The organism is Pedobacter boryungensis, assembly GCF_013204825.1.
GTDB classification, from domain to species: domain Bacteria; phylum Bacteroidota; class Bacteroidia; order Sphingobacteriales; family Sphingobacteriaceae; genus Pedobacter; species Pedobacter boryungensis.
Genome location: NZ_JABMKV010000003.1, coordinates 476,209 through 497,810, shown reverse-complemented (window position 1 = coordinate 497,810; position 21,602 = coordinate 476,209). Strand labels below are relative to the sequence as shown.

The 21,602-nt window shown below is 32.7% G+C and carries 22 protein-coding genes; 14 read left to right on the top strand and 8 right to left on the bottom strand.

Going from position 1 to position 21,602, the window contains the following annotated elements:
• Positions 1-11 precede the first annotated feature (11 nt).
• Positions 12-665, top strand: coding sequence for an energy transducer TonB (locus HQN85_RS14315; RefSeq protein ID WP_173273476.1), 654 nt, complete (start codon positions 12-14; stop codon positions 663-665).
• 1 nt (position 666) lies between these two features.
• The gene (locus HQN85_RS15720; RefSeq protein WP_216847294.1) at positions 667-1,068 is read left to right on the top strand and encodes a hypothetical protein; all 402 of its coding nucleotides are present in this window, start codon (positions 667-669) and stop codon (positions 1,066-1,068) included.
• On the opposite strand, the gene HQN85_RS14310 is transcribed toward HQN85_RS15720, so the two are convergent.
• Entirely contained in the window at positions 1,046-1,927 is an 882-nt protein-coding gene (locus tag HQN85_RS14310) for a diacylglycerol/lipid kinase family protein (protein WP_173273474.1), read from the bottom strand. The two genes, HQN85_RS15720 and HQN85_RS14310, sit on opposite strands and share 23 nt — an antisense overlap.
• 59 nt (positions 1,928-1,986) lie before the next feature.
• On the opposite strand from HQN85_RS14310, the gene HQN85_RS14305 reads away from it, so the two are divergent.
• A complete protein-coding gene (locus HQN85_RS14305; protein WP_173273472.1) occupies positions 1,987-2,964 on the top strand; it encodes an App1 family protein in 978 nt (325 codons plus the stop codon).
• Between the two features lie 12 nt (positions 2,965-2,976).
• A complete protein-coding gene (locus HQN85_RS14300; RefSeq protein WP_173273470.1) occupies positions 2,977-3,375 on the top strand; it encodes an META domain-containing protein in 399 nt (132 codons plus the stop codon).
• Position 3,376: 1 nt separating this feature from the next.
• On the opposite strand, the gene HQN85_RS14295 is transcribed toward HQN85_RS14300, so the two are convergent.
• Positions 3,377-3,745 (bottom strand): YccF domain-containing protein, encoded by a 369-nt coding sequence (locus HQN85_RS14295; protein ID WP_173273468.1) that lies wholly within the window; start codon positions 3,743-3,745, stop codon positions 3,377-3,379.
• 56 nt (positions 3,746-3,801) lie between these two features.
• On the opposite strand from HQN85_RS14295, the gene aat reads away from it, so the two are divergent.
• On the top strand, positions 3,802-4,437 hold the full coding sequence (gene aat, locus HQN85_RS14290; protein WP_173273466.1) for a leucyl/phenylalanyl-tRNA--protein transferase: 636 nt from the start codon (positions 3,802-3,804) through the stop codon (positions 4,435-4,437).
• On the opposite strand, the gene HQN85_RS14285 is transcribed toward aat, so the two are convergent.
• Positions 4,429-5,088, bottom strand: coding sequence for a DUF2927 domain-containing protein (locus tag HQN85_RS14285; protein WP_173273464.1), 660 nt, complete (start codon positions 5,086-5,088; stop codon positions 4,429-4,431). The genes aat and HQN85_RS14285 overlap by 9 nt on opposite strands.
• A 41-nt stretch (positions 5,089-5,129) precedes the next feature.
• A complete protein-coding gene (locus tag HQN85_RS14280; RefSeq protein WP_173273462.1) occupies positions 5,130-8,027 on the bottom strand; it encodes a DEAD/DEAH box helicase in 2,898 nt (965 codons plus the stop codon).
• 331 nt (positions 8,028-8,358) lie between these two features.
• On the opposite strand from HQN85_RS14280, the gene HQN85_RS14275 reads away from it, so the two are divergent.
• Positions 8,359-9,003, top strand: coding sequence for a GIN domain-containing protein (locus HQN85_RS14275; RefSeq protein ID WP_173273460.1), 645 nt, complete (start codon positions 8,359-8,361; stop codon positions 9,001-9,003).
• Between the two features lie 85 nt (positions 9,004-9,088).
• Here the strand turns inward: HQN85_RS14275 and amaB are convergent, their stop codons facing one another.
• On the bottom strand, positions 9,089-10,630 hold the full coding sequence (amaB, locus tag HQN85_RS14270) for an L-piperidine-6-carboxylate dehydrogenase (RefSeq protein WP_173273458.1): 1,542 nt from the start codon (positions 10,628-10,630) through the stop codon (positions 9,089-9,091).
• Positions 10,631-10,778: 148 nt separating this feature from the next.
• Between amaB and HQN85_RS14265 the strand changes: the two genes are divergently transcribed.
• Entirely contained in the window at positions 10,779-13,286 is a 2,508-nt protein-coding gene (locus tag HQN85_RS14265) for a M1 family metallopeptidase (protein ID WP_173273456.1), read from the top strand.
• A 78-nt stretch (positions 13,287-13,364) separates the two neighbouring features.
• Here the strand turns inward: HQN85_RS14265 and HQN85_RS14260 are convergent, their stop codons facing one another.
• A complete protein-coding gene (locus tag HQN85_RS14260; RefSeq protein ID WP_173273454.1) occupies positions 13,365-13,829 on the bottom strand; it encodes a nuclear transport factor 2 family protein in 465 nt (154 codons plus the stop codon).
• A 239-nt stretch (positions 13,830-14,068) separates the two neighbouring features.
• Here HQN85_RS14260 and HQN85_RS14255 point away from each other — a divergent pair, with 239 nt between their 5' ends.
• The 7 genes from HQN85_RS14255 to HQN85_RS14225 all read left to right on the top strand — a co-directional run bounded on the left by HQN85_RS14255 (position 14,069) and on the right by HQN85_RS14225 (position 20,067).
• Positions 14,069-15,472 carry a tetratricopeptide repeat protein gene (locus tag HQN85_RS14255; RefSeq protein WP_173273452.1) on the top strand — a complete coding sequence of 468 codons (1,404 nt, stop codon included), beginning with the start codon at positions 14,069-14,071 and terminating at the stop codon, positions 15,470-15,472.
• A 66-nt stretch (positions 15,473-15,538) separates the two neighbouring features.
• A complete protein-coding gene (locus HQN85_RS14250) occupies positions 15,539-16,303 on the top strand; it encodes a phosphosulfolactate synthase (RefSeq protein WP_173273450.1) in 765 nt (254 codons plus the stop codon).
• 59 nt (positions 16,304-16,362) lie between these two features.
• Positions 16,363-17,106 (top strand): shikimate dehydrogenase family protein, encoded by a 744-nt coding sequence (locus HQN85_RS14245; RefSeq protein WP_173273448.1) that lies wholly within the window; start codon positions 16,363-16,365, stop codon positions 17,104-17,106.
• A gap of 1 nt (position 17,107) precedes the next feature.
• Positions 17,108-17,692 carry a gliding motility lipoprotein GldD gene (gene gldD / locus HQN85_RS14240; RefSeq protein WP_173273446.1) on the top strand — a complete coding sequence of 195 codons (585 nt, stop codon included), beginning with the start codon at positions 17,108-17,110 and terminating at the stop codon, positions 17,690-17,692.
• A gap of 70 nt (positions 17,693-17,762) precedes the next feature.
• Positions 17,763-18,401, top strand: a complete 639-nt coding sequence (locus HQN85_RS14235) for an MBL fold metallo-hydrolase (RefSeq protein WP_173273444.1) — start codon at positions 17,763-17,765, stop codon at positions 18,399-18,401.
• 43 nt (positions 18,402-18,444) lie between these two features.
• The gene (locus tag HQN85_RS14230) at positions 18,445-19,677 is read left to right on the top strand and encodes an ABC transporter permease (protein WP_173273442.1); all 1,233 of its coding nucleotides are present in this window, start codon (positions 18,445-18,447) and stop codon (positions 19,675-19,677) included.
• 6 nt (positions 19,678-19,683) lie between these two features.
• The gene (locus HQN85_RS14225; RefSeq protein ID WP_173273440.1) at positions 19,684-20,067 is read left to right on the top strand and encodes a hypothetical protein; all 384 of its coding nucleotides are present in this window, start codon (positions 19,684-19,686) and stop codon (positions 20,065-20,067) included.
• Here HQN85_RS14225 and HQN85_RS14220 read toward each other — a convergent pair whose 3' ends face one another.
• Entirely contained in the window at positions 20,068-20,919 is an 852-nt protein-coding gene (locus tag HQN85_RS14220) for a menaquinone biosynthesis family protein (RefSeq protein ID WP_173273438.1), read from the bottom strand. It lies immediately after the preceding gene.
• A 45-nt stretch (positions 20,920-20,964) separates the two neighbouring features.
• Positions 20,965-21,588: a futalosine hydrolase gene (gene mqnB / locus HQN85_RS14215; RefSeq protein WP_173273436.1), complete on the bottom strand. Its 624-nt coding sequence runs from the start codon at positions 21,586-21,588 to the stop codon at positions 20,965-20,967.
• Positions 21,589-21,602 lie beyond the last annotated feature (14 nt).

The window sequence follows — 21,602 nt, the reverse complement described above, 5'->3', positions numbered from 1 at the left end:
TAAATTTAAATATGTTCAAAATTGCAGCAGCTTTTCTTCTGTTAATTTCTGTTTCAGTTGGTGCGCAAGAACCTCAACTAAAAGGTGGTTTATCGTCTTATTTAACTGAACACAAAATTTATCCACCATATTCCTTACACAATTGTATTCAAGGAACTGTTAGTATTGGGTTTAAATTAAACGCAAAAGGAACAATTTACTATTCAACTGTTAAAAAAGGCATAGGGACTGATTTAGACGATGAAGCGTTACGATTAATTAGAATGACTAATGGAAAATGGATAGTTCCATTAACTCACGACACAACAACTTTAGTAATAGTTTCGGTTAATTTTTCATTAAGTGGTTATGATTGTGATCGAAAAGATAAAAAGGAAATTGCTTTAGCGATTAAAGCATATAAAGACGAAAAAGAGTTGATTGATGTTGTACTCAACTTTTACCGCAATAAAGAAAAGGGAAATTACAAGCAAGAAGATGAGATTAAAATTTTGCAGATTAAAGCTGATTTAGGAATTGATGATGAATATTTAGATGATAGAGTTAATGCTGGACTTAGAAAACAAAAGCAAGGCGATATACAAGGTGCTTGCGAGGATTTTAACTTTGTAAAATATATGGGCTCAGATAAAGCAAATGATTGGCTTGTAAAATACTGTAAATAATATGCGCTTACTTTATCGTTCTCTAGCTTTTTTAGATTTAATATCGTTGGTTTTTATGAGCATGCAATTGTGGAATATTGCAAACCATTATACAGAACTACCTAACCAACTCTCTGTCAAAATAGAAGCTATGCTTATGTTTCCAATGTTTTTGTTGGTTTTAGTTGGCGCCTATGGATTGTTTTTTACAAAAAAGTTTGGCTTCATTTTATATTATATTCAATTCCCTTTTAGACTTTATTTGTGGGTTTTTACACTTGGTTTTATCACATTATTACCAGAAGCACTCAATAATTTCGAAGATAAATGGCCTAATATCTTATTGAAAGTCTGCATCATGGCAGAATTTATTAGGCTGTATTTAACTGTAAGAGGGCACCTTAAGCTGAAGGGCCAGCAATAATTCTAATTGCTTTTGGAATTAGAGTTGCCGCTATCTCATTCACTTTACCTATATATTCACCATCAACCTGAAAATGTACTTTATGTTTGGTCGTTATTTTTAAATTCGATGCTTGAAAACGCTGAATCTTTTTAGGATTCCATGGTAATTTGCTAATCCATATTTTAAGAATTTCCATTACCGCATATTCTTTTACCAGAATAATTTCGAAAAGATCATCGTCCAATTTTCCATCGGGATTTATTTCTAAACCTGTGCCATAAGCTGTTGCATTTGCAATAGCTACCATGGCAGCTTTGTGTTTAATTAACTTTTTTCCAATTTTAAACTCAACTTCCATTTTCCGATGATTCCAGAATGCCTGCCATGCAGCTTTAGCATACGTCCACATTCCACGCTCATTTAGTTCATCAAATCGTTTTACTAAATACGCATTAAAACCAATATCAGCTAAATGAATGCACAATTCGTCGTTAATAGAAATAGTATGTATTTGTTTTGGTTTACCGGTTATTGCAAGTGCGAGTGCATCTTTTATTTCCAATGGGATATTTAATTCCTTTGCCATACCATTTGCAGATCCTGCCGGAATAATGCCAATAGGAGTGGTAGTTTCTAACAAACATTCGGCAACAAGTTTTAAAGTTCCGTCTCCACCAACAGCAATTACGCGATCTGCTTTTGAATTTTTAATGGTCGTTTTTAAATCAGCAATTGCGCAGTCTTTTGGCAATTCATAAATTTCAAAATCTTCATCTTTTGATTTAAAAAATGCTTTTATTTCTTTTTTATAGTCGATAGTATCGTTGCCAGAACCCGGGTTTACGATAAAGAGCAATTTTTGAGTTTTCGATTTCACAGATGGTTATTTAATCTTTCATACAAACAACTGATGTTAAACTCTGTTTTAATTATATCATGAATAACGCTGCAAGTGTAAAAGTATATCACGGTTATGGTCACACACAAAATTTAGTGGTATATGGTCATGTGTTTAAATTTAAAGCAAAAACCACACAAAATTTCAGCAATAATCTTTTTGTAAATATTGTTCATCTATTTAAACTTTTTGTAGTAAAACCTTATGCTTTTGCAAGAGTTAGGTTAAATTTTTATGGGCAAATTGTTTATCAAAAAGCAGAATATGATGGTTTTTTTAAATTTGAATGGAAAGCCGAACAAGATATTTCAGCAGGTTGGCATACGGTAAAGGTTGAGGCATTAAATGACGAAAGTGATGAAGTAATTGCAGAGGCAGAAGGCAAAATATTTATACCACACATTACCCAATATGCTTTCATTTCTGATATTGATGATACAATTATGATTTCTCATTCGGCAACCATTGCAAGGAGATTAAGAGAGCTTTTCATCAAAAATCCACGTACGCGAAAAACATTTCCATCTGTACAAAAACATTATCAATTATTGGCAAAATCACATACAGAATCAGATCAGCAAAATCCATTTTTTTATGTATCGAGTAGCGAATGGAATTTGTACGATTATTTAGTAGAAACCTTTCGTTTTAATAAACTACCAGAAGGTGCTTTTTTATTGAATCAACTTAAACGTTGGAAAAGCTTAATTAAAACAGGTAAAACCGAACATCAGGGGAAATTGCTAAGGGTAATGAGAATTATTGATGCGTTTCCAAATCAACTTTTTGTTTTTTTTGGTGATAATTCACAGCAAGATCCAGCCATTTATCACGCAATTGCTGAGAAATATCCGTTAAATATTGCAGCGGTTTATATTAGAAATATCAGACCATCAAAACAAACTGAAACGGAAAATTTATTATCACAAATGGAACAACAAAACATAAAAACTTGTTTATTTTCACATAGTGATGAAGCAATTGCGCACTCGAAAAAAATCGGATTAATTAAATAAAAATCAACTGATATGAAAAGAATATTTTTAGGATTTATCCTCGTAATTATATTGCAAGCGTGTTCTACTATGAACACAGATTCCATTAAAGGCACAAAATGGGTTTTAACAGAATGGCCTGGACAAACAATGCCAAATACGAGCAAAAAGGCAACTTTAAACTTTGATAATGAAAACAAAGTTAGTGGTAAATCTTTCTGTAATGGGTTTGGTGGAACGACAACCATAACAGGTAACACTATTAAATTTAGCGAACTAATTGGAACGATGATGTTTTGTGAAGACGTTGGTCAGGCAGAAGGGAAATACACCGAAGGACTTAGAAATACAACTAATTTTAAATTAGTGGATGGGAAATTACATTTACTCAATGGGGATAAATTATTAATGGTTTTTAGCAAGGCAGAATAATTTAGCTAATCGATTTGCCAAAAGGAGAAAAAGCTAAATTCATCAATTTAAAATGCTGCAATCCAAATGGAATGCCTACAATAGTGATGCAAAATAAAAGACCAAAAACTAGGTGAGTTAATACGATCCAAAATCCACCAAATACCAACCAAATGATATTCATTATGGTTGATAAACAACCAATATTTGAAGAAGTATCGGTTATTTTAACACCAAATGGTGCTAAACCTACTATCGCAAATTTAAAACACTGAATACCAAATGGGATACCTACAATGGTTAAACACAACACCAGTCCTCCAAAAATATATTGAAAGAAAATAAAAATTCCTCCAAAAATAACCCAGATAATATTGCCGATAAAACTCATGTTTTTAAGACAGGGTTGATGGATTTTTGTTACAATTCAATTTGTTATAATTGCACATGGTTTTCAGACTGCTTGAAGATGTTTTAATTTTTCCAGATACTGCTTTGGCTGAGCCAGATGGATTATTAGCTATTGGTGGAGATTTAAGTGTAGAGCGATTACATTTAGCTTATCAAAGCGGAATATTTCCATGGTTTAGCGAAGGCGAACCTATTTTGTGGTACGCACCTCATGAACGTTGTGTAATTTATCCCGATAGGTTAAAAATTAGCAAAAGCATGCGTAAAGTTTTGCAGTCTTATATGTTTAAAATAACAGTTAATGAGGCATTTGAAAACGTGATTAAACATTGTTCAATAACTCCTAGAATTGGTCAAGATGGAACATGGATTACCACTGAAATGCAGCAAGCCTATATAAAACTTCATGAAAAAGGTTTAGCGCACAGTGTAGAAGTTTGGCAAGATGACAAACTAGTTGGTGGTTTATATGGAGTTAAAATAAACAATGTTTTCTGTGGAGAAAGTATGTTTAGTTTGGTAAGCAATGCTTCTAAAGTTGCTCTAGTTCATTTGAGTAAAAACATGGGATTTGACTTAATTGATTGTCAATTGCCAAATGAACATTTAATGAGTTTGGGCGCAGAAATGATAAGTAGGGAAGAATATTTGAAGAAGTTAACGTCACTTTAAAATCTCATCAACCTGATCTCTTGTCATTCCAGCTTTGATAGCCGGAAAATATAAAGCAGAGATTATGTGTATATCGAAATCTTCGATTTTTATATAGTTGTTATTTTTAATGGTAAAAACACTTCCAGGAGCAAGTTCAGAATTGCCTGAAAATCCAATACATTTAACAATATTTTTTTTGATGGCATTTTTAACATTTGCTCTAGTACCAAATTTTTTAGTGTTAACTAAACTTTGTGCCCAATAAATTTCACCACTATTTGTCGTCCTTATTCTGTATGAACCAACAGCTTCTAATGGCCTATTTGTAGAAGTATAAGCTTGGAAATCTGCTGGTTTTTCTCCAAAAACTAACATTAAATTTTCTTCAGATTCATTATTTGCTTTTTTAATATCAAGAGGTGTTATTTTTTTGAGCAAGTTGAAAAAGGAATCGACTTCTTTAACAATATAATCGGAAGTATCGCCGTAGATTTTATATCGAATAGGCTTTGCCCATTTTGATAATGTTTCATATTCCCCAATTTTTTTTCTCTTGTACACAACTTCATCGAAAATAGCTTTTTCGTTTTCAGTTAACTTTTGAGCAAAAGAATTTATGCTCGATATAATTATCAGAAATAAAATAAGTGTTGTTTTAGAGATCTTCATATATGCAATTTAATGAATATTCGACATACAAAGAACAAAAACTAATTCAATAACTCTCTAATATCATCTTTACTTAATGATTTAAAGAAACTTTCTTCAGTAGTAATTAATGAATTTGCTAATGATTTTTTACGTCTTTGCAGAGCCAGAATTTTCTCTTCAACTGTATCTTTCGAAATAAATTTATAGATAAAAACCTTTTTATCCTGTCCAATACGATGGGTACGATCTATGGCTTGTTGCTCAACTGCAGGGTTCCACCACGGATCTAAAATGAAAACGTAATCTGCTTGTGTTAAATTTAAACCTACTCCACCTGCTTTTATGGAAATCAAAAACACTTTTAAATCCTTGTTTTCTTGAAATTCAGCAACAATTTCTCCACGATTTTTAGTGCCGCCATCTAAATAAGCAAAAGGAATTTCTTGTTTTTCAAAACAATCTTTAAATATGCTGAGGTGTTTTACAAACTGAGAAAAAATCAACACTTTATGGCCGCCTTTTAGAACATTATCTAAAGTGTGCATTACATTTTTGAACTTACCAGAATCAGAAGTATACTCTTCGTTAATCATCACAGGGTGATTTGCTAGCTGTCTTAAAGCTGTTAAACCTTGTAATAATTGAACTTGTTTTTTAGCATAAGTTCCATCATCCATACTAGTTAAAAGATCATTTCTATAAGCAGATTTAGTCTTTTCATATTCTGCCGCTTGATCTTCGCTCATATCGCAATAATAAATTTGCTCTGTTTTTGGAGGAAGTTCTGCGGCGACTTGTTCTTTCGTTCTACGCAATACAAATGGCTTAATAATCGCCTGTAATTTCTTCGCTTTTTCTTCGTCTTTTCGTTTTTCTATTGCTTGTACATACTCTTCGTTAAAGAAAGATTGTGTACCCAATAATCCTGGGTTTAAGAAAGTAAGTTGCGTCCATAAGTCGCCAACAGAATTCTCTACAGGTGTACCACTCAAAACCAGTTTATGTCTAGATTTTAACATTCTAACTGATTTGAAAGACTTAGAAGATGGATTTTTTATATTCTGACTTTCATCTAAAATAATGTAGTTGAAGTAGAATTTGCTAATAATTTCTATATCAACACGTGTAATGCCATAAGTTGTAATTACGACATCGTACTTGTCGAAAAGGCTAATGTCCTTATTACGGAAAGTACCCGTATGTGCATGTATTTTAAGTTTTGGAGTGAACTTTTTTGCTTCGTTTAACCAGTTATAAATTAACGATGTTGGCATTATAATTAGCGAAGTGCTATGTGTTGTATTGTGCTCATCTTCCTCTTTTAGCTTTTGTAACATGGCCAGAGTTTGAATGGTTTTACCCAAACCCATGTCATCTGCAAGACAACCACCAAAATTATATTCGCGTAAAAAACTAAACCAATTGTAACCAGCTTTTTGATAATGACGCAAATCTCCTTTAAAATTTATAGGCATTTGTGTGTCATTAATATGATCGAAATCGTTTAATCTTTGAAGTTTGCGATCTAAAGTTACATTCGCTAAACTATCTTCGGCTAAATCGTTAATTAAACCAATATGATGTTTTTTTAATTTTAGATTTTTAGACCCATCTGCTAGGCTAAATAAGCTACTATATTGTGTAAACCATTTTTCTGGAATGATAGCAATATCGCCATCTGGCAAAATAAACTCTCTTTTTTTATGAAGAATATGCTGTTTTAACGATATAAATGGAATAGGATGAATACCAAAATATACAATTGCATTGATGTCAAACCAATCATTATCTGCTGTAATTTCGAAATCAATTTTATTAGCCCCAAATACAAAACGCTTACTACTACTGGCTTGTTCAATTTCAAAACCCTGCTCTTTTAAAGTCTCAATATGCTCATTTACCCAAGTAATAATAGCATAAGATGGATTGTCATTTTCACTCAGGTTTGGCAATTCTAAATGGTGAAAAAGTGCACTTATTTTTTTTAATCCTAAATTTTGTAAGGCAGAAAATTTCTGTTTTTCCCAATCAGTATTACGTTTAATGCGAGTAAAGGTATAGTTGTCTTCGTCTTTGCTTAAACGAACAGTAACTTTATGTTCATTACCCATTGCAAAGGCATAAGGTCCGTATTTAAAATAAAGTTGAATTTGTGAAACACCCCCATCAACATAAATAACTTTAATGATAGCAGTTGGATCATGTTTTTCTGTTCTAATTTCAAATCCTTCTGCATATACATGATGTTTTTCTATCAACGGAGCTACAAATTTTTCGAAATAGGTTTCTTCTGTGGCTTTTGGAATAGCGATGTAACGTTTGTTTAAAAACGGAACAAATTTCTTCCCCTCAATATCACCTTCAAAATAATAAAGTACATCATTTAATAACATCCAGGCAGGTTGATTGCAAACTACTTGAGCGTCTTTAAACATAAAATCGATGCGTAAACCCTGATATTTTATGGTTGGAAAATAGCGAGTTTCTGTTTCTCCGCGTCTAAAATGAAAAAGTACAGTTGCAGGTTCAGTCGCTAAATCTATTTTTCGCTCTGCTGGCCAACCGTCTTTATCCATTAAATATAAACCATCTTTTAGTTTAAGGATTTCCAGAACTTCTGCTAATTTCTTTTCAATCTTTGGTCGAACGTTTTCATAAAATTTTTCATCATAAAATTTGCTAAAGAATTCAAATGGTCTAATTACTTTTTTATGGTATTTCTTAATGATGAAATCCTGTTCAGTTTCATCTAAAATCTTGATCAATTTAAAATCAACATCTGTCAAATGTTTGGCAAATTCTTTGGCAGTATGTGTAAATAAACGCTGATAAGTTAACGAAAAATCGCCCTGTGGATTAAGCTGAACAATGTGAGGTTCAATTAAATAGCCTAAAAACTCATGCTTACATAAGGAATATACGATTTTGCAGGGTTTGGAGCTATTTACACGTAACATTGGTTAAGGGCTAAAAGAAAAAAGATAAGGAGCTAAAAATTTCTAAACATACAGTAAAATGTTGTTTAATCAAATAACTTGAAAACATTTATTTCAATAAAATTTCACTGTTATTACTCAATCTAATAATTAGCGGACCATTTTTCTACTTGAGTTCGTCGAAAAATTACAGGCGTTCGTCGTGATTGAACTGCTTGTGGTATAAAAGACTATAAAACACTGCAACCTTTCTCACTAAACGGCGTCTTAATTACGAAACCTGCCAGCAAGGGCTTGCAGAAAAAACAAATTATAAATAACAGATTAACAATCACATAAAAATATTAAAGTTATGAAAACTTCTATTAAAACCCTATTCGCAGCAGCATTAACACTAGTAGTATTAACCAGTTCTGCCTTCGCATCAACAGATGTAAAAGAAAACAACGTTACGACCTTAAATCAGGTAAAAAACATTAACAAAATTGTAGTAAACGGTAATGTTGAAGTAATTTTAGTTCAAGCACCAACTGAAAGCGTAAAAGTGTACGATAGCTACTATTCGAAAAATGCTTTAGTGCAACAAGAAAATGGTGTATTACGCATCAGCTCTTTTCAAAACGAAACATTAACTGTAGCAGTTTATGTACGCAATCTTTCTTCAATTGAAGGTGGAGACAATTCAAGAATCAAAACATTTGGTAAAGTAAATTTCTTAAGCTTAGATGTAATTTTAAAAGATAAAGCAACTGCTGATCTTAATACCACTACAGTTAATTTATATACTTCTGTAAAAGATAATGCAAGCTTAAAATTAGGTGGTTCAACTACTGATTATTATGCAGTATTAAGCTCAAATGCAAAATTAAACATGGGTTGTTTTGTAGCTGAAACTTCAAGTGTGAATTCTACTGCAACTGTGTATGCAAAAGGCCCAATTGCGCAAACTTTAGAAAACATAAAAATCTCTGATGATTTATACGAATTAGGAAAATAAACAACCCATCATATATCAGTTTTTTAAAATGAAAAAGCGTCCCTAACTGGAACGCTTTTTTTATTTGTAGAGAAGTCCTTCAGAATTATAAATCAAATTTAATTCCCTGTGCTAAAGGTAATGTGTTGGCATAATTAATGGTATTGGTCTGTCTACGCATATAAGCTTTCCAAGCATCTGATCCACTTTCTCTACCACCACCTGTTTCTTTTTCACCACCAAAAGCACCACCAATTTCTGCGCCCGATGTGCCAATATTAACATTTGCAATACCACAATCAGAACCTTGAGCAGATAAAAACTGTTCAGCTTCTCTTAAATTCAATGTCATAATTGCAGAAGATAATCCTTGAGGAACACCATTTTGCAAAGCGATGGCCTCATCTAATTCTTTATATTTTATCAAATATAAAATTGGGGCAAAAGTTTCATGCTGTACAATTTTATAATCGTTTTTAACTTCAGCAATGCAAGGTTTTACATAGCAACCCGATTCATAATTTGAACCACTTAAAACACCGCCTTCAACAACGAAATTTCCCCCTTCTGCTTTACATTTTTCAATAGAATCTAAATAACTCGCAACGGCATCAGTATCTATTAATGGTCCAACATGATTGTGTTGATCTAAAGGATCCCCAATTCGTAATTGCCCGTATGCTTTAACCAGTTTAGCTGTAAACGCATCGTATACACTTTCGTGAATAATTAAACGACGAGTAGTAGTACAACGTTGTCCGGCTGTACCAACTGCACCAAACACAGCTCCGATAATAGACATATCTAAATCTGCATCTTTGGAAATAATGATCGCATTGTTTCCACCTAATTCTAGTAAACTTCTACCTAATCTAGCACCAACAGCAGCACTAACAGCCTTACCCATTCTCGTAGAACCTGTTGCCGAAACTAATGGAATTCTAGTATCATTACTTAACAACTCTCCAACCTCTCTATCTCCAATAATTAAATTAGAAACACCTTCGGGTACATCATTAGCTGCCAAGACTTTTTCTATAATATGCTGACAAGCGATAGCCGTTAAAGGAGTTTTTTCTGATGGTTTCCAGATGCAAACATTTCCACAAACCCACGCCAAAGCTGTATTCCAACTCCAAACAGCCACTGGGAAATTAAAAGCAGAAATTATTCCAACAATACCTATTGGATGCCATTGTTCATACATGCGATGATTTGGTCGTTCGCTATGCATAGTTAAACCATATAACTGACGAGATAAACCCACTGCAAAATCACAGATGTCAATCATTTCTTGTACTTCACCAAATCCTTCTTGCAAGCTTTTTCCCATTTCGTAAGAAACCAAAGTTCCTAAGGCTTCTTTGTTTGCTCTTAATGCCTCACCAAATTGACGCACTATTTCGCCTCTTTTTGGAGCAGGTACAGTTCGCCAGTGTAGAAATGCTTCCTGTGCAGTTTTTACTACTACATCATAATCTTTTGCAGAAGCAACTTGTACTGATGCTATTTTTTTACCATCTACTGGTGAATGGCTTTCAATAATTTTTTCGTTAGCTGTTTTACCCCATTTACTGCCCGTACTATAAGCAGGATTACTATCTTCAATTCCTAGCTGCTTTAAAACAGCGTTGATATTTGTTTTCATGTGATGATGTTTAATCTGAAAATCGATTTATACAAAACAACAAAAAATTAAGCAGGTTTACCAATTATAAATAGCTAGTAATGTTTGCAGTTTCTGCTTACCTTGTAACTTTATCTTTCAAATTAAATCAAAATAAAAAATATAAACCATGAATAAACATTTTATAGCCGGATTAATGAGTCTGGTAATTTTAGGTGGAATTTCTTCTGCAAATGCGCAAGAAGAAAAGGAAAAAGTAAACCCAACCTATCGAGCAACTGCCACAAAAGTTAACGATTTAGTGCACACCAAATTGGATGTAAGCTTCGATTACGCAAAGCGATACTTATATGGAAAAGCTTGGATAACATTAAAACCGCACTTTTATACTACAGATTCCGTAACGCTTGATGCAAAAGGAATGGATGTTAAAAGCATTTCTGTAGTTGGGACCAAAGGAAATACACCTTTAAAGTTTACGAATGATAAAGAGAAATTATACATACAGCTAAATAAAAAATATGTTAAGGATGAAAAATATACCTTATACATTGATTACACGGCAAAACCGAATGAATTAACCATAAAAGGCAGTGCAGCTATCACTGATGCAAAAGGATTATATTTTATAAATCCTGATGGTACAGAAAAAGATAAACCAACACAAATTTGGACACAGGGCGAAACAGAAGCTTCATCTGCTTGGTTCCCAACTATTGATAAACCTAACCAGAAAACAACTGCCGAAATTTCGATGACAGTTTTATCTAAATATGTGACTTTATCAAATGGTAAATTAGTTTCTCAAAAAGCAAACACAAACGGAACAAGAACCGATATCTGGAAAATGGATTTGCCGCATTCACCGTATTTATTTATGATGGCTGTTGGCGATTTCAAAATTTATAAAGACACCTATAAAGGAAAAGAAGTAAATTATTATTTAGAACCAAAATATGCACCTTACGCTAAAGCAATTTTTGGTAAAACACCTAAAATGATGGGTTTCTTTTCTCAAGTTACTGGAGTTGAATATCCTTGGAATAAGTATTCGCAAATTGTTGCCCGAGATTATGTTTCTGGAGCAATGGAAAATACAACTGCTACTTTACACGGTGAAGCTGTACAAGCAACGGATAGAGAATTGTTAGACGGCGATCAAGAAAGTACTATTGCACATGAATTATTTCACCAATGGTTTGGCGATTATGTAACTGCAGAATCATGGTCGAATATTACGGTTAACGAATCATTTGCTGCTTTTTCTGAAATTATTTGGAAACAATATGATGCTGGTAAAGATGCAGCAGATAGAACGAGATATGAAAAATTAAACACCTATTTATCATCTACCAAAAATGGTGAAAGTCCAAATTTAGTTCGTTTCAACTATAACGATAAAGAAGATGTTTTTGATAATGTGAGTTATCCAAAAGGAGCGGTAATTTTATATGCATTGAAAAATCAAATGGGAGATGATGCCTTTTTCAAATCTTTAAACCGTTATTTAACAACAAATGCTTTTAAAAATGGAGAAGCTCAACAATTGCGTTTAGCTTTTGAAGATGTAACCGGAAAAGATTGGTCACAATATTTTAACCAATGGTATTATGCTGGTGGACACCCAATTTTAGATGTGAAATATGATTATAAAGATGGAAATGCAATTATAAATGTTAAACAAATTCAAGGTGCGGATGTACAAACATTCACACTTCCTATAAAAGTTGACATTTATATTGGTGGTAAAAAAACGACTAAAGAAATTGTAATTAATAGTAGAGAACAGAGTTTCAGTTTCCCTGTTTCCTCAAAACCAGATTTAATTGATTTTGATGCTGACAAAATTATAGTTGGACAAGTTAAGGAAGATAAAACTTTAGAAAATTATATTTTCCAATATACAAATGCTCCATCTTATGCGAATAGAATTAAAGCGATTGAGCAAGCAACGTTAAAAAATAAGGAAACTGCAGCTCAACAAATGCTGTTATTAGCATTAAAAGATCAAAGTGAAGTTTTAAGAGCATTAGCGATTAAAGGATTCAATGTAAAAGATGAAACCATAAAAGCTATGGTTGCGCCAACATTGGCTACTATGGCCAAACAAGATAAAAATTCAAATGTTAGAGCAACTGCTTTAGCCAGATTGGCTACCACTGGTGATAAAGCTTATTTGCCTTTAGCAAAAGAGAGTTTAAACGATCGTTCTTACAAAGTAATTGGTACTGCTATACAAACAATAAATATGTTAGAACCCTCTTCGTTAAGTGGAGTTCTTACAAATTTAGATGCGGATACTAGAGCGCATATTCCTTCTCAATTGGCACAGGTTTACGCAGCTTTAGGAGATGATAATTATAATGATTTCTACCTAAATATTGTGAATACAGAGGGAATTAATAAACTGGCACAAGTAGTAGGTTTTTATTCTACATATTTGAGTAAAAACACAAATCCTAAAATTACGCAATCTGGTATTCAAGCTATCATTACAAATATGGATAGAACTAAACTGACCCAATATTTTGGTAAACAATTTGTCCAAATATTTACAACTGCAGAACAAGCTAAATTAAAAGCCGCAGAAACAGCTAGTAGCCAAGAAGCAAAAGATAACTTAATTAAACAAGCAGGGTATTTTAAAGCAGGCGCTGATGAACTAGCTAAAAAATAATTCCAAACATAATTTAAAAGCCGCAGATTTGTAGACTAATTAATCTACGAATCTGCGGCTTTATTGTATCGAATCAACTTACAAATTACAATTATCTTTTCTTCTGGTATCGATAATATAAATAATTTTCCAGCCATCTTCTCCTTTAAAAAGTTGAAAAGAATTAACGCCGCAATGGCTAAATTTTTCACCCACATAAAATTTGTAATCCGTCCACACGCTGGCAAGGTTAGCATCAATTAATATTTTAGTAAATACAATACGTTCATCATATTTTTCGGGATGCGGAGCACCAATACTTTTAATAAAATCGCTTACGTTTTCTGTCCGAACTACAAAATTTCCCTCTTTGTTTTTCGCGATAGTTTGCATTGTGTTTTGAGTGGCAAAAGCCTTGCGTATCATGGCGGTATCGGCATTTCTCATACCGTCAAATAACAAATTAATGGCAGATTTTACCGCTGTTTCCTCACTGTATGATTGTGCATAAAGCTGAATGCTTCCGAACAATGAAAATAATAGAATAATGCTTAATCGTTTCATGACTTGAATTTTACTGATTTAAGTTAAATATATGGTATTTTTGTAAATAGTTAAAAGAACAAAGTTGGAGATCAACTACCCATTACCATTCACATTAGCTTAAGGCTAAATCTTTTATTATTAATCAATTACCTTGTTGAGTGTGTGTATGTTGAAAATTATTTTCGTAATCAGCCTGTAAATAACGTAAACTTATAAGGTATTTGAAATAATAGGGTTGTTCTTTAAATATTCGAGAAATGGAAGAAGAATTTGAATTTGATTTTAATGATGATGCGCAACATTCAGTAGAGCGTTACGAAGAGATGATCCGAAACCAGGATCAATACTTTTTTGATGCGCAGGCATTTGAATATATAATTGACAATTATATAGAAAAGAACGATCCCGTTAAAGCATTGCAGGTTATAGAATATGCTTTAAACCAACACCCGTATGCTGCGGTTTTTTTAATTAAACAAGCCCAGTTATTATTGTTTACCAATCAGGTAGATAAGGCATTTGCTGCACTAGAAAAAGCAGAAATGTTAGAAGCATCTGAGCCAGATATTTATGTGTTACGTGGAAATATTTATCAAAACTTAGATCGCCATGCGGAGGCTTTAGAAAATTTTGAAAAAGCGTTAACTCTAGCAGAAACTACCGATGAAATTTTATTGCAAATGGCATACGTGTATCAAAATATGCACGATTATGAAACTGCAATTGTTTATATCAAACGTAGCTTAGAACAAAATATGGAAAATAAGGATGGTTTGTATGAACTAGCCTTTTGCTATGATATTTTAGATAAACAAGAAGAAAGCATTCAGTTTTACCAAGAATATATTGATAGCGATCCGTATTCTTATGCGGCGTGGTATAATCTAGCAAACTCCTATCACAAATTAGATTTGTTTGAAAAAGCAATTGATGCATACGATTATGCTATTCTAATTAAGGAAAACTTCGCTTCAGCATACTATAATAAAGGAAATGCTTTAGTGCAATTGGATAAATATCAAGAGGCAATAGACGTTTATAAACAAACTTTTGAGTACGAACCACCTAACGCAGATACATATTGTGCAATAGGAGAGTGTTACGAGAAGCTCGAGAAAATGGACGAAGCCCGTTCTTACTACAAGAAATCTGTAAAAATGGATTCTAAAATGGCTGATGCTTGGTTTGGAATTGGCGTAACATTAAACTTTGAAGAACGTTTTTTCGAATCACTTCATTTCTATAAAAAGGCCTTAGAATTGGATGAAGAAAATCCAGATTTTTGGTTTGCAATGGCCGATGCACATTATAAATTGGGTCAAATAGAAGAATCGGTAGAAGCGTATTACAAAGTTTTAGAATATAATCCGCTAGATATTGAGGCCTGGTTAGATTTTTCAACTGTGTTGTATGAACAAGGAAAACTGGTAGAGGCTTCAGAAACGATGGCAGAGGGGATTAAAAATAACCCAGACGCGGCAGAGTTATATTACCGAATGGTGGCTTATTTATTTGCACTTGGCCAAAGTAATGATGCTATTGCGTATTTAGAAACAGCTTTGGTTACCGATCCAGAAAAGCATTATATTCTGTTTGAATATTTACCTCAATTGCAAGATAATGGATTAATCATTGAAGTTATCAATAAGTATATCAAGTAGAAATTAACAAGAAATAATAGCTTTATATTAAAAAATAGCAGAGTTTTTTTAACCTTTGCAGCATATATGAATTACAAATTAAAAGATATTCCTGATCGTTCAGTAAAACCTCGTCAAAGTGGTTTAACAATGGTGATGGATAAAGGCCTAAGTCTTAGACAAGTTGAAGATTTTATAGATATTGCAGGCGTACATACAGATATTGTAAAATTAGGATGGGCAACCTCATTTGTTACACCTAAATTAAAAGAAAAACTAGCTATTTATCGTGATGCTGGTATTCCAACTTATTTTGGAGGAACATTGTTTGAGGCTTTCGCAATTCGTAACCAATTTGATGATTATCGCAAAGTTTTAGATGAGTTTGGAATGGAATACGCAGAAATTTCGGATGGTTCTATGGATATTGAGCATGATGAAAAATGCGAATTTATTAGAAAACTTTCATCTCAAGTAACTGTAATTTCTGAAGTAGGTTCTAAGGATGCAGCTAAAATATTTGCCCCTTATAAATGGATTGCTCTAATGAAGGCCGAAATCGAAGCGGGTTCGTGGAAAGTTATTGCTGAAGCTCGTGAAGGAGGGAATGTTGGTATTTATCGTGGGACAGGTGAAGTTAGAGAGGGACTAGTAGATGAGATTTTAACACAAATACCTGAAGAAACGATTATTTGGGAAGCACCTCAAAAAGAACAACAGGTTTGGTTTATCAAGCTAATTGGTACAAATGTTAATTTAGGTAATATCGCACCAGCGGAAGTAATTCCATTAGAAACTATTCGCTTAGGCCTAAGAGGAGATACTTTTGATTATTTCTTAAATAAAAAATAACTCGTTTTTTCGAGAAATGCATTGCCGTCGACTTTTAGTCGACGGTTTTTTTATAAAATATGAGAACATTCGGATTAATTGGCTTTCCTTTATCACATTCATTTTCAAAAAAATTCTTTTCAGAAAAGTTCGAGAATGAAAAAATTGCAGATTGTAGCTATGAATTATTTCCGATTGAAAATACAAACGATATTCAAGATTTAATTGCTGCAAATCCATCGCTTTGCGGATTAAATGTAACTATACCGCATAAAGTAAATGTAATTCCGTTTTTGAATGAAATTGATGATGCAGCAGAAGAAATAGGTGCAGTAAATTGTATTTCTATTAATCAAAATGATGATAAACTAAAATTAAGAGGATACAATACAGACGCATATGGTTTTTCTGAATCGTTAAAACCACTACTGGAAAAACATCATCAAAAGGCATTAATATTTGGAGATGGAGGGGCTGCAAAAGCTGTTAAATATGTCCTTAATCAGTTAGGTATTTCGTATTTAGTAGTGGTTAGAAATCCTGCTCCAAATGCAATTTTATATTCAGCAATTACTAAAGAAATATTGAATGAATATACTATACTCATTAATACAACTCCACTGGGAATGTTGCCAAATTTAGATTCTTACCCGCCAATTCCATATCAGTTTTTAACAGCACAGCATTTAGCGTACGATTTAGTATATAATCCAGAAGAAACTGAATTTTTGAAGAAAGCAAAAAATCAGGGGGCAAAAATTAAAAATGGATTAGAAATGCTATTTCTCCAAGCAGAACGTTCATGGTATATTTGGAATTCATAATATGAAGAAAAATATCCTCTTGCTGTTCATTTTGTTAGCTTTTTTTGCTGCTTGTACAAGTGAGAACACAAATACACCAAAACCTAAGGGTTATTTTCGTATTCAATTCCCAAAAAAGCAATACAAAGTTTTCAATTCAGATTGCCCCTTTACGTTTGAATATCCTGTATATGCTCAAATCACAGTGGATAGCGATAAAAATGCACAACCTTGTTGGAATAACATGAATTTCCCTCAATTTAATGGCAAACTTCATCTTACTTACCACGGTGTTTTTTCGGAAAAGAATTATAACGAAATGACAGAGTCTGCTAGGACATTAGCCATGAAACATACAATTAAGGCAAATTCAATCGACCAAAGATTAATCAATTATCCTGATAGAAAAGTATATGGGATTTATTATGCGATTGAGGGAAATACAGCGTCTTCAGTACAATTTTTCTTAACTGATAGTGCCAAACATTATTTTAGAGGCGCTTTATATTTTAACGAACGTCCACAGTATGATTCCATTCAACCTGTAGTTAAATTCCTTAAAAAAGATATAGATAGAATGATTGAAACGTTTAAGTGGAAAAACTAATGTAAAGTTGAAATGTTATAAACTTGCAGTGTTTTAACGTTCAAATATTCAACCTTACAAATTGTAAAATATGATCAGTTTAAAGAAATTTACATTTAATCCTTACCAAGAAAATACCTACGTTTTACATGATGAAACTGGAGCTTGTGTAATTATAGATCCAGGAATGTACGACGGGGCTGAGCAAAACGAACTGGTAGCTTTTATCAGAGATAATCAATTAAAACCAGAACTTTTGCTTAATACGCATTGCCATATCGACCATGTATTAGGGAATAAATTTGTGTTTGATAACTGGTCTTTAAAACCGCAATTTCATCAGGGAGAATTATATATTTTACAAGCTGTAGCTGGTTACGCACCACAAATGGGCATGCGTTACGAACTTTCTCCAGAGCCTGAAGTTTTTTTACCAGAAACCGGAACCGTTACTTTTGGTAAAAGTAAACTGAACTTGATTTTTGCACCCGGTCATTCGCCAGCACATTTATGTTTTTATGCAGTTGATGAAAACTTTTTAATAGGTGGAGATGTGTTGTTTTACCGAAGTATTGGAAGAACGGATTTACCAGGCGGAAATCACCAACAATTGATCACAAGCATTAAGAACAATTTATTTCAACTACCAGATGATTGCGAAGTTTTTCCAGGTCATGGACCTTCTACAACTATTGGTTTTGAAAAAATGAATAATCCTTTTTTAGTATAAAGACTACAGTCTTTTACCGCTTACATTTCCATATATTTGAAAGGTGAATACAGCATTTTATATTGCCCGAAGGTATCTTTTTGCAAAAAAATCGACTAATGCCATAAACATTATTTCGGCAATTTCTGTATTGGGTGTTTTTGTAGGAAGCACGGCTTTAATCATTATTTTATCTGTATTTAATGGTTTTGAAGAAGTGGTACTTAAAATGTTCAATACCATTACACCACAAATTATTATCATGCCTTCTCAAGGCAAAACTTTTAATCCAAATACAGTTTATTTAAAGGAACTACAGGCAGATAAATCAATATTTTCCTATACCGAAGTCTTATCAGAAAATGCGTTAATTTGGTATAATAATAAACAATCTCCAGCCTTAGTGAAGGGTGTGAGTAGTGATTTTTTGAAGAATAAAAGCTTAGATACCATCATGATTGAAGGTAATTTTGTATTGGAAAATAAGAATGGCCCAAATGCAGTTATCGGTTCTGCTTTACAAGCTTACTTAGGTGTAAATTCTAGTGATCCTTTCGAAAAACTGCAAATTTATTCTCCCAAAAAAGGAGTTAAAGCGAGTTCTATTAATCCAATGGATGATTTTACTGTATTAAGTATTCCCCCTTCTGGAGTATTTGAAGTTCAACAAGATTTCGATAATTTGATTATTGTACCTATCTCATTTGCCCGTGAACTTTTAGGGGAAGATAAAAATGTGTCAGCAATAGAAATAAATGTAAATGATGGTGTAGATGCAGAGTTATTAAAAAATAAAATTGCACAAAATTTAGGCTCTACGTTTACAGTTAAAAATAGAATACAACAAAATCAAGGACTATATAATGTTTTAGGTTCAGAAAAATGGATGGTTTATATTATTCTAACCTTCATTTTAATAATCGCTATATTTAATATTATTGGTTCATTAACAATGTTAGTTATCGATAAACTTAAAGATATTTCTATATTGAATAGTCTTGGAGCAGGCAAAAAATTAATTAAAAGAATATTTTTGGTAGAAGGTATGATGATAACGTTAACGGGTTGTATCTTTGGGTTATTAATTGGATTTGTGTTTTGCTTATTGCAACAACGTTTTGGGTGGGTTAAAATGGGCGAATCGAATTTATTAGTATCCAATGCTTATCCCATCGCTTTTAAATGGAAAGATTTTGTACTCGTTTTTATTACTGTTAGTATTTTTTCTTTTATTGCTTCAGCTTTGGCATCAAATTTAAGTGTAAAGAAAATAGATCAATTAAATCAGGATCTTTAAAATATTATGAATAGCTATAAAAAATTAACTCTCTTATTATTTACCTCGATGGTTGTTTTATCCGCTTGTCATAGTGATAAAAAATCAGGCAATGATTCAACAAAAAAGATTATTGCAAAAGGCCTTTACAGCTTTGGTCCAGAAATTAAATCTTTTACTGATTGTGAAGAACGAAGAGAATATTGGGTAGCAGATAGTGCTAAGACATTAGAACTTGCCTATAATAATCTTGGTTTTGAAAAACCATATACACCTGTTTATATAGAGGTGGAGTGTAAATTAGTAAAATCTGACACAACGACGGTTACAGGGGACTATGATTCGACGATGGTGGTAACGAAGTTGCTTAAAATTAGCAAGCAAATTCCAGAAGGGCCTTGTTCGCAATAATTAAGCAACGTATAAATTCTGTTTAAAAGCTGGAATTACTTCATTTTTAATCGCTTTTTCAAATAAAGTATCAATTGCTTTTTTGCCTTCTTTGCCTAAATCTATCGAGTATTTATTAACGTACAACTCTATATGCTTGTACATCACAGCTTCGTCCATTTCTTGTGCATGCTCACGAATAAACTCGATACCAGATTTAGGATTAGCAAAAGCATATTCTACAGATTTTCTAATTAATCGATTTACCTTTTGCTGTACTTCTAAACTTAAATTTCGATTAATTACAATTCCACCCAAAGGGATGGCACAAGAGGTTAATTGCTCCCAATAAGTACCTAAATCAACTACTTTATGTAAACCTTTATCTTGATAAGTAAAGCGATTTTCGTGAATAATTAAACCCAAATCAATTTCTTCATTTAACAAAGCATTTTCAATTTCAGAAAATACCATCTCCTTTTTATTTGTAAGTTGAGGATAACCCACACCCAATAAAAAATTTGCAGTTGTATATTTTCCAGGTATTCCTGTTTTTAGCTCACAATTTTCAGCTGTCAATTGCTGATTTATTCGTTCAAGATTTTCTTTTTTGCAAATCAATAATGGGCCAACACCAAAACCTAAAGCGCTACCAGCATTTAAAAGCGCATACTTTTCTACTACATATGCAAAGGCATGAAAACTCAATTTTGTAATGTCTAACTCGCCTTGCATCGCCTTTTGATTTAATGTTTCCACATCATCAAAAGAAACATCAAAAGTTAAACCTTCAGTGTCAATTTTACCATGAATTAAAGCGTCGAAAATAAACGTGTCGTTAGGGCAAGGTGAAAAACCAAGTGTAAGTTTCATAAAGCAAAAATAACGTTAAAAGTACGGTGTATCGTCATGTTTAACTCATTTCGTTTGTTTACTAATAAAATCCATTAGCCAATTATTCAAATTTTTAATAGCCAATCCAATTTGCCAGTTTTCTCTATTTCTAGGTTCAACATAATTGGAAATACTCCTTATTTGTGCACATGGAATTTGTAGTGAATTACATGCATAAAATACAGCAGCGCCTTCCATACTTTCGGTTTGCGGATTAAACTTTTGTTCAATTTTTGCAATGCTTTCGGCATTTCCATGAACTTTATTTACTGTAATTCCTTTCGCCATAGGTAAGTCTATTAACTGATAACTGGCGTTAAAAGTGTTTTTACCAAAACCTAAGTCGTCAATCGCAATAAAATCATCATGGTTTTCGGCTCCTAATTCGGCGAAAGTATCTGTATTGATGTTTACTAAACTTCCTAATGGGATATTTTTATCGAAACTTCCAGCAATGCCGACGTTTAAAACCAAATCATAACTACTATTTAAATGTCGGCCTAAAGCAAAAGCCGTAGCCGTCATGCCAACACCAGTAATAAGTAGATCAAATTTATCTTGTTGTATAAAATTTTCATTCGGCAGGCTAAAATGCTCAAATACTTTACTTAACTCAGCTTTTGTGGCAGCAACAACCAATAGTTTCATAAGGTAAATGTAAA

Bases quoted from the DNA above. Each gene is read 5' to 3' on its own strand.
- HQN85_RS14265 (WP_173273456.1), top strand. From the start codon at position 10,779: ATGAATAAACATTTTATAGCCGGATTAATGAGTCTGGTAATTTTAGGT.
- HQN85_RS14260 (WP_173273454.1), bottom strand. From the start codon at position 13,829: ATGAAACGATTAAGCATTATTCTATTATTTTCATTGTTCGGAAGCATT.
- HQN85_RS14235 (WP_173273444.1), top strand. From the start codon at position 17,763: ATGATCAGTTTAAAGAAATTTACATTTAATCCTTACCAAGAAAATACC.
- gldD (WP_173273446.1), top strand. From the start codon at position 17,108: ATGAAGAAAAATATCCTCTTGCTGTTCATTTTGTTAGCTTTTTTTGCT.
- HQN85_RS14275 (WP_173273460.1), top strand. From the start codon at position 8,359: ATGAAAACTTCTATTAAAACCCTATTCGCAGCAGCATTAACACTAGTA.
- amaB (WP_173273458.1), bottom strand. From the start codon at position 10,630: ATGAAAACAAATATCAACGCTGTTTTAAAGCAGCTAGGAATTGAAGAT.
- HQN85_RS14225 (WP_173273440.1), top strand. From the start codon at position 19,684: ATGAATAGCTATAAAAAATTAACTCTCTTATTATTTACCTCGATGGTT.
- HQN85_RS14245 (WP_173273448.1), top strand. From the start codon at position 16,363: ATGAGAACATTCGGATTAATTGGCTTTCCTTTATCACATTCATTTTCA.
- HQN85_RS14250 (WP_173273450.1), top strand. From the start codon at position 15,539: ATGAATTACAAATTAAAAGATATTCCTGATCGTTCAGTAAAACCTCGT.
- HQN85_RS14315 (WP_173273476.1), top strand. From the start codon at position 12: ATGTTCAAAATTGCAGCAGCTTTTCTTCTGTTAATTTCTGTTTCAGTT.
- mqnB (WP_173273436.1), bottom strand. From the start codon at position 21,588: ATGAAACTATTGGTTGTTGCTGCCACAAAAGCTGAGTTAAGTAAAGTA.
- HQN85_RS14220 (WP_173273438.1), bottom strand. From the start codon at position 20,919: ATGAAACTTACACTTGGTTTTTCACCTTGCCCTAACGACACGTTTATT.
- HQN85_RS14295 (WP_173273468.1), bottom strand. From the start codon at position 3,745: ATGAGTTTTATCGGCAATATTATCTGGGTTATTTTTGGAGGAATTTTT.
- aat (WP_173273466.1), top strand. From the start codon at position 3,802: ATGGTTTTCAGACTGCTTGAAGATGTTTTAATTTTTCCAGATACTGCT.
- HQN85_RS14300 (WP_173273470.1), top strand. From the start codon at position 2,977: ATGAAAAGAATATTTTTAGGATTTATCCTCGTAATTATATTGCAAGCG.
- HQN85_RS14255 (WP_173273452.1), top strand. From the start codon at position 14,069: ATGGAAGAAGAATTTGAATTTGATTTTAATGATGATGCGCAACATTCA.
- HQN85_RS14305 (WP_173273472.1), top strand. From the start codon at position 1,987: ATGAATAACGCTGCAAGTGTAAAAGTATATCACGGTTATGGTCACACA.
- HQN85_RS14285 (WP_173273464.1), bottom strand. From the start codon at position 5,088: ATGAAGATCTCTAAAACAACACTTATTTTATTTCTGATAATTATATCG.
- HQN85_RS15720 (WP_216847294.1), top strand. From the start codon at position 667: ATGCGCTTACTTTATCGTTCTCTAGCTTTTTTAGATTTAATATCGTTG.
- HQN85_RS14280 (WP_173273462.1), bottom strand. From the start codon at position 8,027: ATGTTACGTGTAAATAGCTCCAAACCCTGCAAAATCGTATATTCCTTA.